10 protein-coding genes are annotated in these 16,513 nt (G+C 56.8%); 5 read left to right on the forward strand and 5 right to left on the reverse strand.

The features are described from left to right. Positions 1-76: 76 nt before the first annotated feature. On the reverse strand, positions 77-1,057 hold the full coding sequence (locus SH139x_RS03585) for a GDP-mannose 4,6-dehydratase (RefSeq protein ID WP_488353916.1): 981 nt from the start codon (positions 1,055-1,057) through the stop codon (positions 77-79). 226 nt (positions 1,058-1,283) lie between these two features. Between SH139x_RS03585 and SH139x_RS03590 the strand changes: the two genes are divergently transcribed. The 5 genes from SH139x_RS03590 to SH139x_RS03610 all read left to right on the forward strand — a co-directional run bounded on the left by SH139x_RS03590 (position 1,284) and on the right by SH139x_RS03610 (position 10,039). Then, entirely contained in the window at positions 1,284-4,613 is a 3,330-nt protein-coding gene (locus SH139x_RS03590; protein WP_488353917.1) for a tetratricopeptide repeat protein, read from the forward strand. Positions 4,614-4,635: 22 nt separating this feature from the next. Continuing rightward, the gene (locus SH139x_RS03595; protein WP_488353918.1) at positions 4,636-5,694 is read left to right on the forward strand and encodes a MotA/TolQ/ExbB proton channel family protein; all 1,059 of its coding nucleotides are present in this window, start codon (positions 4,636-4,638) and stop codon (positions 5,692-5,694) included. Further along, positions 5,691-6,113, forward strand: a complete 423-nt coding sequence (locus SH139x_RS03600; protein ID WP_488353919.1) for an ExbD/TolR family protein — start codon at positions 5,691-5,693, stop codon at positions 6,111-6,113. The genes SH139x_RS03595 and SH139x_RS03600 overlap by 4 nt, the downstream gene beginning before the upstream one ends. A 6-nt stretch (positions 6,114-6,119) precedes the next feature. Continuing rightward, positions 6,120-8,900 carry a prenyltransferase/squalene oxidase repeat-containing protein gene (locus SH139x_RS03605; RefSeq protein WP_488353920.1) on the forward strand — a complete coding sequence of 927 codons (2,781 nt, stop codon included), beginning with the start codon at positions 6,120-6,122 and terminating at the stop codon, positions 8,898-8,900. Between the two features lie 92 nt (positions 8,901-8,992). Next, the gene (locus tag SH139x_RS03610) at positions 8,993-10,039 is read left to right on the forward strand and encodes an Rpn family recombination-promoting nuclease/putative transposase (RefSeq protein WP_488353921.1); all 1,047 of its coding nucleotides are present in this window, start codon (positions 8,993-8,995) and stop codon (positions 10,037-10,039) included. Here the strand turns inward: SH139x_RS03610 and SH139x_RS03615 are convergent. The 4 genes from SH139x_RS03615 to SH139x_RS03630 form a co-directional block, all read right to left on the reverse strand. Next, a complete protein-coding gene (locus SH139x_RS03615; protein ID WP_488353922.1) occupies positions 10,036-11,409 on the reverse strand; it encodes a GDSL-type esterase/lipase family protein in 1,374 nt (457 codons plus the stop codon). The genes SH139x_RS03610 and SH139x_RS03615 overlap by 4 nt on opposite strands. A gap of 281 nt (positions 11,410-11,690) precedes the next feature. Then, a complete protein-coding gene (locus SH139x_RS03620; protein WP_488353923.1) occupies positions 11,691-13,046 on the reverse strand; it encodes a 3-keto-disaccharide hydrolase in 1,356 nt (451 codons plus the stop codon). 298 nt (positions 13,047-13,344) lie between these two features. Continuing rightward, entirely contained in the window at positions 13,345-15,063 is a 1,719-nt protein-coding gene (locus SH139x_RS03625; RefSeq protein WP_488353924.1) for a vWA domain-containing protein, read from the reverse strand. Next, positions 15,053-16,477 (reverse strand): magnesium chelatase, encoded by a 1,425-nt coding sequence (locus SH139x_RS03630; RefSeq protein WP_488353925.1) that lies wholly within the window; start codon positions 16,475-16,477, stop codon positions 15,053-15,055. The genes SH139x_RS03625 and SH139x_RS03630 overlap by 11 nt, the downstream gene beginning before the upstream one ends. Positions 16,478-16,513: the final 36 nt, after the last annotated feature.

Raw genomic sequence — 16,513 nt, forward strand, 5'->3', positions numbered from 1 at the left:
TGGGGATCAGCACGAATAGCATAGAAGAGTGACAACGCCCTCTCTGAGGCCGTCCACCACTTTGGTGAAGGCATGGCTAGCCCGCACGTTTGGCCTCGGCGACCGAGTCGATGATCGCTGGCAGGTCATAAGTCGGCGCGTAACCGATGGTCTCGCGGATTCGCGTCAGATCGGGGACGCGACGGCGAATATCTTCGAACGAAGCATCGTAGGCGTCCGCGTACGTCTGAAATTGGACTTCGGCCGCCGGATTGACTCGTTCCCGCACTAATTCGGCCAATTCCAGGATCGAAACGGGCTGATCGCTGCCGATGTTGTAAACCTTGCCCTGGGCGGTTGGCTTTTCCATTAGTGCGACAACGGCGCCGACCACATCATTGACGTGGGCAAAACAGCGGACCTGCTGGCCGTCGTCATGCACCACCAGCGGATTGCCTTGCAGGGCGGCTTCGATAAAACGGGGCAAAACCATCCCGTAAGCGCCCGTTTGCCGGGGGCCCACGACATTGAAAAACCGTCCAATCACCACTGGTAACTGGTACTGGCGATGAAAAGCTAACGCCAAGAATTCATCAATCGCTTTGCTGGCTCCGTAACTCCAGCGACACTTCGTTGTCGACCCGAAGACCAAGTCGTCTTCTTCTTGCCAAACCGATTTGGGATTTTTACCGTAAACCTCACTCGTGCTGGCAATAAAACAACGCACCGAATCGCCCGCCCGCTGCCGCGCCCCCAGCCGATCGAGGATCAATTGCGTAGGATAAATGTTACGTTCGATGGTTTGAATCGGTTGGGCGGCGATCAGGGCGACACCCACGGCGGCTGCCAAGTGATACACCTCATCGGCTCGATCGACCAAGCGGGCCGACAATTCGGCGTCGGCAATCGACCCTTCGATGAACTCAAAACGTGGATGCTGGCGAACATTTCGCAAATTGTCCGACCTTCCGGTGGAAAGATCGTCGACAACCAATACATGATCTCCCCGTTCGAGCAACCGTTCGGTGAGGCACGATCCGATGAATCCGGCACCGCCGGTGACTAGTGATGTTTTCACAAGAGAAGAGATAGGTAAAAGGGGTAGGAAATCACGCCAGTTATGAGCCCAGCATTTGGCTTTCGGCTGTGGCGGGGGCCCGGTAAACTAATTGCTACCGGGAAAGAGCCTACTCGAAATTGGTCCGCAAGTGAGCCGCCCAAGAAATAATGGATGGATTACCGTGATGTGTTCGCATGCTCAACATCAGTTTATCGCTTTCCGTAAACTCGGGAATGATCGTAAAGTGCCTGAAATAATTTGCGGCAAGCGGCTGGCCAGCCTGTTGATGGTGGTCTCGTTGGGGCTGGCAATTCCCGGCAATTGGTTGGGGTCAGCTTGGGGCCAGGCGGCCGGCGGCGGTGGTCGAACCGGCGATCAGGCGGCTCAGCGAGGGAGTGGCGGCAATCAGCAAGCCCTGGCTGTCTACGCCGATGCGGCTAATTTTCAAAATAATGGAGAATTAGCTCTAGCCAGCGAACAGTGGGAAAAGTTTCTCAAGGAATTTCCCAACGAGCCGCTGGCTTCCCAGGCAGCCCACTACTTGGGGGTCTGTCAGATGCAGTTGGCAGAGCCCAACTACGGGCGAGCTGCGGAGGCTTTTGAGCAAGCTCTGAGGAATAAAAAGCACGAGCTGCGGGAAGAGAGCCTCAGCAATTTGGGTTGGTGCCTGTACGCGTTGGGGAACGCCGGCGAAGTTCCCGACGCCGCCAATCTTCGCCGCGCCGTGGCCGCTTTTCAAACGCTGCTGAAGGAATTCCCCAAAACTCCGTTGGCTGACCGGGCGCTGTTTTATCAAGGCGAGTCGCTTTACGGTTTGGGCCAATCGGAACAGGCTGTGGCCGCTTATGACGCGATGCTGAAGAGTCCCGCTGGGCAAAAGTCGTCGCTGCGAGCCGACGCTATGTATTCCAAAGGGGTCGCGTTGGAAGAGCTGAAACGGTACGACCGAGCGATTGGGGTTTATCGTGGTCTACTTAGCCAGCACACTGAGGATCGTCTCGTTGGTACGGTGCGGTTGCGACTGGCCGAAGTATTGGTGCTGGAGAAAGATTATGCCGAAGCCGAGCGGTTGTTGGCGGAAGTAATCGCAGAGGGGGAGTCGGAAGATTTGCCGTTGGCCATTTCCCGCCGCGCTTTCGTGTTAGCCCAGCTTGGCCGGGGAGAGGAAGCGGCCGCGTTGTACGAGCGTTTGGTGGCAGAATTCCCCGCTTCACCATGGGCCGCATCGGCGAACATGGCGGCCGCGCAAAGTCTTTTTCGGGCGGGCAATTTGGTCGCCGCGGCTGCTAAGTTTCGAACCGTTTTAGACGCGCAAGCCGATCGCGCGACGGCCACCGAAGCGGCTCACTGGTTGGCCGTGATCGCTTTGGGCAAGGGCCAAGCGGCCGAGGCGAATAAATTCGCTCGCGATCAAATTGCCAAAGGAGTCGATGGCCCTTACGCGTTGGCTTTACAGCTCGATGCGGCTGAGGCTCGATCGCTGCTGGAGGGCGAACAAGCGGCCGCGCTCACCGAGTTCGAAGCGTTGATCAAACGGGCCGCCAATGATCCTTTGCTGCCACGGATTTTGTACAACGCGGCGTTTACGGCGTTGCAACTGGGACAGCCTGCCAGGGTGCTCGAGCTGACGGATAATTTTGCCGCGCGTTATGCCGACAGTCCTTTGGTTGCTGACATTAGTTATTTGCAGGCGGAGGCCTATTTGCAGTCGGGTCAACCAGCTGAGGCGATTTCGGCCTATGATCGGCTGCTGGCTGCCGCCGCTGCTGACAATCCCCAATTGCCACTTTGGACATTGCGGGCCGCGACGGCCAATTTCGCCGCAAAAAAATATGATGGCGCGATTGGTCTGCTGGAGAAATCGCTGCCCACGTTGCCAAAAGCAAATTGGCCGGAAGCATTTTTTCTTATCGGCAACAGTCACGTGGCTGCCGGGCGACCCGATCAGGCGATCAAGGCTTATCAACGGGGGCTGAAAGACAATCCCCAAGGGCCACGAAGTGATGAGATGATGTTCCGCATGGCGGCGGCTCAAGTGGCCAACGATGATTTGCCAGCGGCTACGCAAACTTGGCAACGCATTATCGCCGAGTTTTCCGGCTCGCCGATAGCCGACCAAGCTCGCTATCGGTTGGCCCAAAACGCAGCCGATGCGGGGCAGATTGAACGCGCGATCGAGTTGTACGATCAATTGCTGAGCCCACAAGCCGATCCCGTGTTGCGGCCATACGCGCTCTACGGCAAGGGGTGGTCTTTGTTGCAAGAACAGCGACATCAGGAAGCAATCGCACCGCTGAGTGATTTTATCGATCAATTTGATCAACACCCGTTGCGGGCCGAATGCATCTTGGCGCGCGGCATGTGCCACCGTCGACTCGCTGCGCTGCCTGCCGCGACTGCTGATTTCCAAGCCTTTTTAGAGATGCAGCCGAGCGGTGACAACTTGGGTCATGGGCTGTATGAATTGGCTTTGATCGATCGCCAGCAATCGCGGCCGCGAGAGGCGGTGCAAAATTTGCGGAGAATCGTGGCTGACGTGCCCGCTTATCCAGCCCTGGATGATGTGCTGTATGAATTGGCTGCGGTGCAGCGCGAGTTAAGTGAAAACGAAGCGGCGATCGCAGCTTATGAGCAACTGGTAAAGCGTTTTCCCGAATCGCGGCACGCGAGTGAAGCTAGTTACTACGTTGGTCAAGCCGCTTATGCCGAGCGAGATTGGGCAGCAGCGGAACGGGCGTACCTGCGGGTTAGTCAACAGACCGAGGATAAAGCACTGCTGGAAAAGTCACTCTATCGACTCGGTTGGACTTACTTTCAACAAACTCAGCATGATCAAGCGGCCGCCACATTCCAGGAGCAAGCCAGTCGCTGTCCAGAGGGCAATCTGCACATCGACGCGCTGATGATGATCGGAGAGAGCCACTTTGCCAAAGCCGACTATCAAGCCGCTTTGACCGCATACGAACAAGCTCGCCAGCAAATCATCACGGTCGACGGCGAGAACCGTCGCTTTGCGGATGACGCTGAGAAACGAGTCCGCGAGTTAGTCTTTTTGCATGGTGGGCAAAGCGCCGGCCAATTGAAACGGTTTGACGAGGCGTTGCAGTGGTACGATCAGATGCGAAATCGCTACCCCGCCTCGGATTATCTGCCCCAAGTCTATTACGAAACCGGTTTCGCCTTCCAACAACTGAAGAAAACCGACGAAGCTGTCAAGTTTTTCATCCAAGCGGCGAATAATAATCGCAACGAATCGGCCGCGCGGGCACGATTTATGTTGGGAGAGATCCTCTTCGAAAAGAATGAACTCGATAAAGCGATCAATGAGTTCAAAAAGGTGATGTACGGGTTTGGTGCCGAGCAGGCCGCCGAGCCAATCCGAGACTGGCAAGCCAAGAGTGGCTTTGAGGCGGGACGGTGTGCTGAATTGTTGGTTCAACGCAACAACGGCGAACAACGTCGGCAAGCGATTGAGTTGGCAGTCAAGTATTATGGATATGTTATCGAAACCCACTCCCAGCACGCATTGGCGGCCAGGGCGCGGGAGCGCATTGATGTTCTCAAACGGCTGTAAGCAATCCTAAGCGATTCTATGCATGAGTAATCTTTTAACTGTGAAATGGACTTGGCTGCTGGCCGTCCTACTCATCTGCGTCTGCACCGCGCACGTCGTCAACGTTGGCAACGCTTCCGCTCAAAATCCGTTGGCTCAAAATCCGCTGGGAGCAGACGGCGCGGTGACTGGGGATTCATCACTTTCAGCCGATGATGAGGATGCCCGCTTGCAGGCCTTGGCCAATCCGGAACCGGAGGCGGCAGAGGCGGCGATCGATCAGCCCACCGGGATCGACCTGATCACTCTGATCGGGCAGGGGGGCAAGTTCATGTGGCCGATTGGCTTGATGAGTCTGTTGGTGGTGACTTTGGCGGTTGAGCGAATCGTCAGTTTTCGCAGCGGTCGCATGTTGCCCAGACGCTTGTTGCGGCAGTTGCGAAAGTTAATCGATGATGGCCAAGGTGAACTGGATGCGGAAGCTGCGATGCAAGTGTGTCGCGCGCAACCCTCGGCGGCCGCCAACGTGCTCACCGCGATGTTGATGCGGACCGGTCGGCCGCTGGCTGAGATTGAACAAGCTGGGATGGAGACGGCACAGCGCGAAGCGGACGGGCACGCGGGGCCAATCCGTTGGTTGAACTTGGCCGCCGCCGCGACACCGTTGATGGGGCTGCTGGGAACGGTTTGGGGCATGATCGTGGCGTTTCATAATTCCGCTTCGTTGACCGCCGAGCGGAGCCGTAGCGAGCAACTTTCCGAGGGCATCTACACCGCTTTGGTGACCACGCTGGCCGGGTTGGCTGTGGCCATTCCCGCGGCAATCTTGGCGCAGTACTTGGAGAATCGTTTGACGAAGATTTTCCACCGCATTGAGAAATTAGCCCTCTCGCTCGCCCCCGCTTTGGAGCATTACGTGGGCCGTGTCAAAATGGACTCGCTGGCCCGTTTGCAACCGGCTCGCAACGGAGCCGCCCTGCCGCCGGTCCCTCCGCCGTTGGCTCGCGGTAATGAAGGTGTTGGGCATGGTGGTGTTGGGCATAGTGGTGTTAGCTCGAGCGAAGCGACCAGGTCGGTGACGCCGACTGCGAGGAAGCGATGACGGTTCAAATTAAGCGCTCGTCGGCTGCCGGCACGCTCAGCCTGACACCGCTGATCGACGTGGTGTTTTTATTGCTAATTTTCTTTTTGGTCACCAGTCGGTTTGATGAAGAGGAACGGCGTTTGCCGATTGAGTTGCCGATCGCGACCAGCGCGACGCCGATGACGCAGCGACCCCGTGAGGTGATGGTCGATATTGATCGCGAGGGCGGTTTTTACGTCAATGGTAAAGCGCTTTCGCCCGCAGAGCTGGAGGAGACATTGCGACGCGCGGTGGCCAGCAATCCAACCAATCAGATGGTGGTAATTCGCGCCGACGCGGGCGTGCCGTTTCAGCCGGTTGTCTCGGTGATGGACATGTGCAATCGCACCGGCGTGTCCGAATACACGACGACCACCAAGGAGGGACCCGACGGTTAAGGGAACATGGTCGAACATCTGAGCCCGTTACACGAACCGCTGGGCGAACTGGACTCGGATTCCAATGATGCCTCGTTGGAGTTGATGTGGCCGCTCGATATTTCCCTAGCGGCGCTCGGCGGGTTGGTGATTTACACCGTGGTCACGCGTCTCGATGCCGCCGATCCGAGAATTTTGTACAACCCGTTGACCTATGCGGTGCTGGTCCCGTTCGGCGTGGTCGGCCTATCGTTGCTACTTCGCAACATTGCCTCGCGGTTTGTGCGGCGGTCGTTGCAATTGGGTTTTTTGCTCAGCATCGGGATCCATTTGCTGCTGTTGCTGGCCGCCTTCAACTGGATGATCTTGGCTCCCTTTTGGCCACAACCAACGTCCGGTGTCCAGCCGATTCGTGCTCCGCTCCGCAAGACGGTACCCGATTATCTGTTTACTCGCAGCGATCGGCCTCAGCAGCAACCTGATTGGTCGCGTCCCGTGGATGCCAAAACGACCGCTCGTAAGTTGTTAGATCCAGATCGTTCGCTACCGCCAATCGAAGCGGTCGATACGCGTTTGGAGATGCCGCGTGACGAGCCGCGATTGGAGTCTCAAGATCGTCCAGCGTTGACTCCTCGAAAGTTCACCGAGACGGCACCGCCGATGCCGGCGGAGAGTGCGGCGGAGTTGTCGAGGCGGATGATTTCCCCGCCGCTCGAACCGCAGCCGATCACACCGGTGGACGTTCCCGAACTGTCCGCGGCTGCCACAGCCTCCGCCGCGGCGCTCGAACGTTCGACCGCTCGCCAAACACCTCAAGCGAGTTCCACCTCGGGTGCGTCGTTGGCTTTGTTGGCACGGCCTTCGCCCACTGAGTTACCTCAGTTGAGTCCGGAAGTGACATCTCGAGTTCCCAATGTACCCGCGCCGCGTCAACGCGAACTTCCCAGGCTGGGTGTCTTGGCTGACGCGAGCCAGGTCCAGCCGCCGCGACGCCGTGAGGTCAGGAATTCACCCGCGGGTGCTACACCGGCGACACCCACGCTCAATATCGCGCGCGAGTCGCCCGATGCGTGGCGAACGTTCAGCGAGCGGACCGCTGCGATCGAACCCACCAACAACTCGGCGGGAGCCAATTTGCAACCGGCAGCGACACTGGGCAGTGGTGCTCCCAGTAACGATCTGTTTGAGCCTGTCTCGGCGGCGGTCCCGTTGGCGCGAGCGGCTCAGCCGCAATCGGGTTTGCCTAACGTGAGTGCTGGGGGTGAGGCTTTATCGACTCCGCAGCGACGTCAAGTCGCGGGGCTCGACCGGGTTGCTCCGGGAGTCTTGGGGGGACCGACCGTGAAGGTTCCGCAACTGGGCACGAACCAGGGCGGTCAAGGAGATGAGAATGGTCCAGCGACGACGGCGAATCGGGATCGCTTGCCGGCTGACTTCGCGGCGGAGGTTGCTGCGCGCTCGACGTCGGGTGTCGACGCTGGCGCGTTGCCGGCGGCCCGGAACGCTCCCAGCGTGGCGCTCGATGTGCCGCTGGGGACCGGTGGCTTATCCTCCGATCCAGCGCGTCGTATCGGCTTTCCGCTGATGGATTCGGTACCCCAGATCGCCTCGGTTGATTTCGGTTCGCGGCCTCGCAAGCGGCGTGATTTGGGAGGTCCGGTGGCACCGGCCGGCAGTGAGGTGGCCGGCTTACGGCCTTTCGACCGCCGTTCGTTAAGAACCAGCGGCGCCGCCGCGCCCACTCCGGCCGGGATGGTCGGTCCGCAAACCGAAGAAGCGATCGAACGCGGTTTGGCCTATTTGGCCGAGCGACAAAACCGAGACGGCAGTTGGTCCTTGCAGGGGCACGGCGAAGAGGTGTTGATGCAAAGCGACACGGCCGCGACTGGCCTGTGTCTGCTCGCCTTTCAAGGAGCCGGTTATACGCACAAGCAGCATCAATACGCTGACACCGTGGCTCGGGGAATCGAATTTCTAGTGCGTATTCAACGCACCAACGGTGACCTTTACCAACGCGAAAATAAACTCTCCGATCGTAACGCTTGGCTCTACAGCCATGGCATTGCTTCCCTGGCGCTTTGCGAAGCCTACGGGATGACGCGTGACCCCGAGCTAAGACAGCCGGCCCAGGCGGCGATTAACTTCATCGCTTACAGCCAAGATCCCCGCGGTGGTGGTTGGCGATACGAGCCGCGGGTAAGCAGCGATACCAGCGTTACCGGCTGGATGATGATGGCCTTGAAAAGTGGTGAACTCGCCGGCTTGAAAGTGCCGGAACGCTCGTATCGGGGAATCGAAAAGTGGGTCAATCTGGCCCAAGAAGGAACCACCCAAGCTGCCCGCTATCGCTACAATCCGCTCGCTCCTGATACCGATGAACAGCGTCACGGCTGGAATGTAACCCACACGATGACCGCCGTGGGCCTGCTGGCTCGACTCTACCTCGGCTGGGAACGATCCCGCACCGAGATGCAACGCGGTGCCGACTATCTGGCCGAGTCGCCACCAGCGATCGGCTCACGGCGTGATGCCCAACGCGATACGTATTATTGGTACTACGCCACGCAAGTGATGTTTCACATGGGCGGAGAGCACTGGGAACAGTGGAACGCGAAGCTGAATCCGATTTTGGTGAGCAGTCAAGAAAAGGAAGGCCCCAATGCGGGTAGCTGGGACCCAGTCGCCCCGGTTGCCGATCGCTGGGCCCGCTATGCGGGGCGAATTTACGTGACTTCGATGAATCTGCTCAGCCTCGAAGTCTATTATCGCCACTTGCCGATCTACGAAGAGACCGCCGGAGCGCCTTGAGCGTTATCCACACGCACGTTGCACCCGGTTCGCACATAGCTCAAGATCATGGGGTGCGATGGATACCGGCAACCTGTTGTGGCGAGCGCCAAATGACGACCCCCAGGAATGCGGCTGATGCGGTTGATGACTCTGGCAGCGATCAAGCGGAAGAGCGCTTGCAGTCGCCCCATGATCGGCTGATCAATCAGACATTGCAGCAGATCGATGCTGCTCGCGACCTGCTTACCCGCCATCTGCCAGGCGAAATCGCTGAACACCTACAGATGGAGACTTTGCAACCGGTCGACACCAGCTTCATTGACCGCAATTTGCGTCGTCGCTTCGTCGATCGATTGTTTTCGGTGCAGTTAACCGAGCAGATTGTCAGCAGCTTGGGTTTGCATTCCAGCCATGTTTACATCTTCGTCTTGGTCGACCACAAGAGCACGGATGAGCCGCACACGCTGATCCAGATGCTGGGCTATATTTTGCGGATCTGGGAGAACATGCTGGACAATCGCCAGCCGTTAGTGCCGGTGATTCCTTGGGTCATTTACAACGGAGTCAGTCCTTGGCGTGCACCTCGCAGTCTGGGCCAATTGATCCCAGTTCCTGAGAATTGGAAACAGTACGTGCCGAGTCTGGAGTTGGCGATTATGGATATTAGCCGGATGAGCGACACAGTGATGGTGGGCGAGCCAATTTTGCAAATTGCCTTGACGCTGTTAAAATACGGCAGAGATGCTCGGTTGGAAGCAGCTTTGGTGGCACTCTTCGAGTCGGTGTCGCAAGTGATTCCGGTCGAGCAAGTCGAGAATTTACTGGATACGATAAGGACCTATGTGATGTCAGTGAACCCGACGCTTGGTGAACGCCAATTGGATGCAATGATCGGTGAATTCTGGCCCGTTCAGCCGGAGCCGGGTTCTGTCGCCGATCAATTGCTAAAGCAAGGAGAGGCCCGGGGAGAAGCCCGAGGAGAGGCCCGGGGAGAGGCCCGAGGGTTAGCTGGTGGATTAGCCAGTGGTGTATGGGCATTGCAGTCGATTCTGGGTGTGCCTCAGTCGTCTGCGGCAGAGTTATCCGCGAAGAGTATTGAAGAGCTGCAAGCTGAACTTGATTCGCTCAAGCGTCAGGTTGCCAGTCGCATGAGTTAGCTGCTTGCCAGAATGCGAATCCGGCGATATTCGATTTGCCCGCGATCGCCTTCCAGCCCGATCGGGCCTGATTCCGGCAATTCAAACGCCGCTTCTAAGACTTCTCCGTTGCAAGTGCAGTGGGCCACGTTGTTGGTTACGACCACCACCAACTCGTTCCAGTCTCCCGTGCGGTAGTTTTTTAGCTCCGTGTAGGGACCGGCCAGCGGATAATCGCGGCATTGCAATTGTCGGCCTCGTAAGAATATGCCGCTGTCAGCATTTGGCGTGGCGCGAAATTCTAATTTCAAAGTAAAGTCACCAGGGAATTCTTGGCGTGTTGATAAAGTCTGAATCGCTCTGCCAGTCGCCGGAGTTGTCACAACTAGGCGATCATGAATAGCGCGGTAACGTCCGTCATGGGACTGGGTTTGCCCAGCGAAGTCGACGAGTTCTTCCACCAAGGGCCACGCCGGCTCGTTGGGTGTGCGACTGTGGATGCGGGTGCGGAGTTGACGCTGGTCAGCCGGGGTTGGCAAATAGCACCAACCCGTAAGGTCTGTGCCATTGAAAAGGCTGGTAAAGTCGGTTTCCAATTCGAAATCATCAGGGCTCGTTTCGCGAAAGCCTAGAGTTGCAAAGATCGGCCGCAACGCTCCCGCCCACTTATCGTACCCAGCTTCGTTCGGATGCAGTGAATCGGGAAATTCGCTCGCTTTGGCATCGCCACTTTCGTCCGCGAACAGCTTCCAGGTTTCCAGGAAAGTGACTTGGGAATCTCCTTTGACGGCCTGCCAATAAAGTTGGTTGAGTTGTTTGATTTTATCGGCCGGGCGCCTTTTGCTCGCCGAACTTGGAAAGACCTCGCAAACCACGATTGGCAGTCGCGGGTTGTGAGCCTTGATGGCTGCCAGGATTAATTGAAAGTTGCCAGCGATCGTTTCCGGAGTGGCCGCTTCTTCCAGGTCGTTGGTTCCCATTAGCATCACCACGCAGCTGGGATTGAGCGCCAGCACATCTTCCTCGAGGCGGAACAACATGCCACGGGTGGTGTCGCCGCTGATACCGCGGTTTGCGCACTTCATGCGGGCGAATTGGCCACCAAAGTTGTCTCCCCAGCCTTGGGTGATTGAGTCGCCGAGAAAGACGACCGCTTGCTGGTCTTGCGCAACGCGAGTTGCCCAAGCGGACCGTTTGGTCTGCCATAGATTTTGAAACCAGTCATAACGGCGAATCGGGCCGGCACCCGGCAAACCATCATCGCTGGTAGGGATGGTAAACCGGTCGGCAATAGGTTGCTCTTGTGCCCAACTGGTCTGGATGGTTGATGCTGCCAGGAAGCCAACCAACAGTAGGAAACAGCGCAAGCGAAAGCAATGTAAAGCAAACATACGAGGCAGTCCGCGGTGTAATCGTAGGTGGTGGATCAAGAAGCAAACAGGACAAATAAGAAACAGGAGACGCGGGGTGGAATGAGGTACCTTGCACGGTTTCTGAACTCGGACGTTAGCGGGGTTGCCTCACGGTGATCGCGGAAGGTGCCTCGCTCCGACATCCTAGAGCCCAGTATAATGATCATCCAATGCAAACATTGCCCCATAGCCGCGGAATAAACCCTGATGAGTTTAGCGTATTCGCCTTACTACTAGGGCATAGTTTCCGCGGTAACCCTCTAACGCTCGTACGGCAGCACCTTGATGGAGCGGAAAAGTACGTCGGTCCCCGGATCATGGGCTTGCAGAATGAGTGTGCCCGCGTCCAAACGTTGACCACGGCGCGGGTTCGGATCGGGCTCCCGAGTGTCCGTCCATTCGCTAACCTGAATGCCGTTTACCCAAGCGACCATCTCGGCACCATGCACGACCAACAACAGGCGAAACCACTCGTCCTGGTCAGCCGCAATTAGGCGAGCGTCTTGTCGCCGGAAAATACCGCCGGTGCCGCAGTCGGCTGGCAGCAGCGGATTGCCGTCGATCATGTCGTTGTTGATTTGGCATTCGTAACCGTTCATTTCTTCGCCGGGAATGCAGCGAAAAAAGATGCCCGAGTTCTGCCCCTCACCAGCTGTCTTGGCTTCCACCAATAAAGCAAAGTCAGCAAATTGCTCGGCCGTCTCTAATTGATTTTTACCACCCACCGCGCGGAGTGCTCCGGCTGGCGTAATCTCAAACTTGCCGGCCATCTCCGGGTAGCGCTTCCAACCGGCAATCTCCTCCGCTCCTGGCTGCAGATCGTCAGGCAACAGCGACCGCATGCCAAGCGGGCGGGCGACCACGTTGCGAAATTCCACGCGTCCGCTGTTGTGTTGCAGACCGATGCGGCCAGCACCCAGCGGAGCCGGATCGGTGTAGGTGTACAGCTCTTTGTCGTCCAGCTTGACGGTGACTTGATCACCGACGATCCGCACGAAATAAGTGTGCCAAACTGCGGGATCAAATTCCCCCAAAGTTTCCGACTCCACCTTTTGCCGCTTGACCAGGCTGCCGGTTGGAAACGCATTGTCCGGGGGTGCAATATTCAATTCATAACAATCAATCTCCGGATCCATCGGCATCAGCGGGCTGCGGAAAAAAATGCCGCTGTTTGTTTCCGCAGCCGCGCGAAATTCCACTTTGAATTCGAAGTCCAACCAGGGGATCGATGTGCACAGCAGACTGACCTCGCCAGTGTCGACCGATAACGCTTGGTCCTTGATTGTCCAATTTGCGGTGCCAGCCATGTTCCAGCCGTACAACGTCGAACCGTCAAACAACCGCACCCAACCTTCGGCCGTTTCCGTCGCTGGCAACCGCATCTCCAGCAACTGGTCCGCATTCAGCTCGATGATCTGTGGCTCCAGCAGGACAGGTTCGTCGGTCGGGGGCTGCGCAGCCGTGTCGAGCTCGCTTTGGCGGGGTGCGGTATCGGTCGCATCACTCGTCGCGGTTGCCGCTGTTTCATCCGGACTTTCAGCAGAACCACCACAACCGACAAATGTGAAAGCCAGTAGGACCGGTAAACAATGCCAAAATCGCTTGGAGAAAATCATGACGAAACAGTGTGCAGCAAATGAGTTAAGGGAAATCGCAGCCGTACTAGTCCTGTTATACCAGGAATTAAAGGGTAGCTTGTGGATCGACCAAATGCACGCCTATCCAAAAACCATGCGGACAACTCCTGCGAAACACACAGAGCGCTCCGATCGTGAGAGTTTGCCCGCTGATCACGCGAATCGACGCGAATGGAAATCAGAGAGTGATTGATGATCGGAAGGGGCTGTTTATTCGCGCTGATTGGCGTGATTCGCGGGCCAACGACACCGCGAAGATCGCGGGACCCCGCAACCTTTAACCGACGATGTCGCGGCGGTTTTGGTGATAATCCCAGATCACGTAACGATCCAAGTCCTTGCCGCTGGTGAAGAAGACTCGCCCTTTGGTACTTTCAGCCAGTCGATAGGCGAAACGAATGTCTTCCTCACTTTGCGACCAACTGGGGATCAAAAAGAGATTGATCATGATCCCTTCGCGGGCACACAGCATGCCCTCCCGCATGGTCGCTTCTTCGGTCCGGTGGTGAGGCGGGTAGAGCATGTAAAGCTCGGAGCCCTCGAAGTGAGCAGTTGGCAGCCCGTCGGTGATTAGCACGATCTGCCGGTTGGGAGTATCGGTATTGACCAGATTTTGCCGAGCCAGTTGCAACGCGTGCTGAATGTTGGTGAAGTGCGGGGGAATTTGGTATTCACTGATCTCGTCGTTGCTCATGTCGACTTTGAGCTGCACCCAGGGGTCATGGATGGTGACCGGTTTGGGCATCATTTCAATGATTTCACCGGGCGATTTAGGTCTGGCAAAAGTTGCCATTTCGAAGAAGCGAAGAAAGTCTCCGGGGTATTCGGACTGGATCAAACCTTGCAATGCCAGGGCCATCTTTTTGACATTGATATATTGCCCTTCATACCGCATCGATCCGCTCATATCCATCAGCACCGCCGTGGCGCATTTGGGATGGTTGCGCGTTTGATGGACCTCCATATCTTCGCCGCGCAGCCGCAACGGTCGATCGTGGCCTTGGCGAATCAGGGCGTTAATAATTGTTTGCGGTAAATCGAGGTTAGCAACCGAGTCGCCGAATTCATAAGGTTTCGTGCGTTGCAGTTCGACTGCTCCTTCACCAATCACATCTCCTTCGTGCCGCCCGCTGCGGGAGGGTTGAAGGTCGCTGAAGATCCGTTCCAGCAATTTGCCTTGAAAAATCTTGTACGCTTGCGGAGTTAGCCGAAAGCCACCTTGCTTGGAGGGATCTCGTTCCAACCCTTGACGTTGAGCTTCCTCGCGGACGTAGTTCTCAATGGCTTGGCGAAGCTCTTCCAACTGCTGCATGTCGCCCGGTTCCGCGAATTCGCTGAGCATCTCCATATCGATCAAGCCGATCTGGGCGTTTTTGGCAGCCTCTTCGAGTTGCTTCAGCAGTTCGTCGATCTTCTCCAACTCTTCCTTGATTTCCAGCGCCTTGGCGACACTCATCGATTGATTGCCGGTGAAGGCATAGTTGCTGGCGAGTTCTTCAATCAAATGTTTTTCCGCCATCCGCTCCATGACGGCCATTAAACCTTGCGCGGAGGGATCATTGTCATCACCGATCCGGTACCACATGCGTTCCAGCAGATAAGGCTGTTCGCGATCAATCGCTTTGCGGTAGATGTCTTTCAAGTCACGGGGAACTACCGTATTTTTTGCGGTTTTATGCAGTGACTTGCTAGCTTTACGAGCCACAGTTTGGGTTTCGTAAGTGGCCAGAATCTTGCGTTTGCGTTCTTCCAGCATCGCTTTGAGCATGTCGATACTGGGGCCCAGGCCGGCTATTTGGCTGGGGTCCAACCGCACCGCGCGAGCCAGTTCCTCTTCGCTTAATTCCCGATACGAACCATACATCATGGCATGTTCGAAAGCCGGGCTGACCAAGTCAGGGGGCGCCTCGGTGGGGCTGGGGAACTGGCGTGGATCATACTTTTGATAAGAGTGGATCACACCGCCAGGACGGTAGGCCCCTGATTTAGATTTCATATTCAATACGACCGCGCTTCGAGGCGCGACTAATGCGGTCTAAACTGTATAAGCCAGCCAGCACAAACTCGACGCACGAAGCGCGGACCGCTTCGTTGTCACTGGCGTTGACTTCGAAAGCGCGGTCCCAGATCGGCGGCACGCTTTGCAAGCGTTCCGCGTAAGCCTGACTGGCCAGCAAGTCACCCACTTCGACTCGCACGCCACTGCGGAAGATCTCGGCGATCTCTCCCAACCCGTGTTGGTCGACATATTTCTGAAAAACCACCTTGATGGCTTCAGCCGTGACAGCGTCCATTACTTGACGTTCCGACATTTGATGGGTGCCCATCATGTCCAGTTCGAGCTTGCCCAACGAGCTGCTGTAGATGTGACCCAAATCGCTGATCCGGGGAACGGCAGGACGCTCGTTATGGATAATTCCGCGTTGCCGAGCCGAAGCAACTAAGTTGCGGAAGTTGGCTAACGAAAAACGTGCCGAGACCCCCGAAGCTTGATCAACGTAGCGGCTAGCCCGCGCCTGGACAGTGATTTCCTCGACAATCTCATACATGAAATAAGGAACTGTGACGGGATAGTCACCGGTCAAATGTTCGGCCGTTTCCTGACGCAAAATGTCGATACCGAGATCTCGCTCAGCCGGGTAGTGCGTTTGAATGATCGAACCGATGCGGTCCTTGAGTTGTGGAATGACTTTGCCCGAGCGATTGTAAGTGCTGGGGTTCGCGGAAAAGAGAATCATCACGTCAACGTCAAAACGGATCGGGAAACCGCGGATTTGAACGTCACGCTCCTCGAGGATATTGAACAAGCCGACCTGAACCAAGTCATCAAGTTCGGGCAATTCGTTCATGGCAAAGATGCCGCGATGCATTCGTGGGATGAGACCAAAGGAGAGTGCCTCCTCCGTGCTCATGCTAACGCCGCCGGTCAGCTTGGCAGGATCGATTTCACCGATGATATCGGCAAATTTGGTCCCTGGGCTAAGCCGTTCCGAATAACGCTCGTCGCGGTGCCACCAACCGATGCGAATGTCTTCGGGGTCATGCCTGGCAACCAGCGATTTGCCGGCAGAGGTAATCGGGCTTTCTGGATCTTCGTGTATCGGCAAATCGGGATGGTCAATGTAAGGAACCCAGGGATCTAGGAACCGCGTGAGCATTCGCATGATGCGGCTCTTGCCTTGACCCTTCTCGCCCAAAAAGAGCATGTCGTGGCCAGCCAGCAGGGCCAAATTGATCTCGGGAATGACAGTGTCGTCATAGCCGATAATGCCCGGAAAAAGCTCCTCGCCGCCGGCCAGCATGCGAATAAAGTTGTCTCGAATTTCCGCTTTGACTGTTTTCGATTGCCAGTTACTCTCGCGTAGCGATTTCAGGGTGGCGGGCATGCTTTCGAGCGCAAGCTGATTCATGGAACTGGGGGGAACGCGAGTAACGAAGGGGAGCGA

Source organism: Kothea flammea (assembly GCF_052161645.1).
In the GTDB taxonomy this organism is placed as follows: Bacteria; Planctomycetota; Planctomycetia; order Pirellulales; family Pirellulaceae; genus Laterigemmans.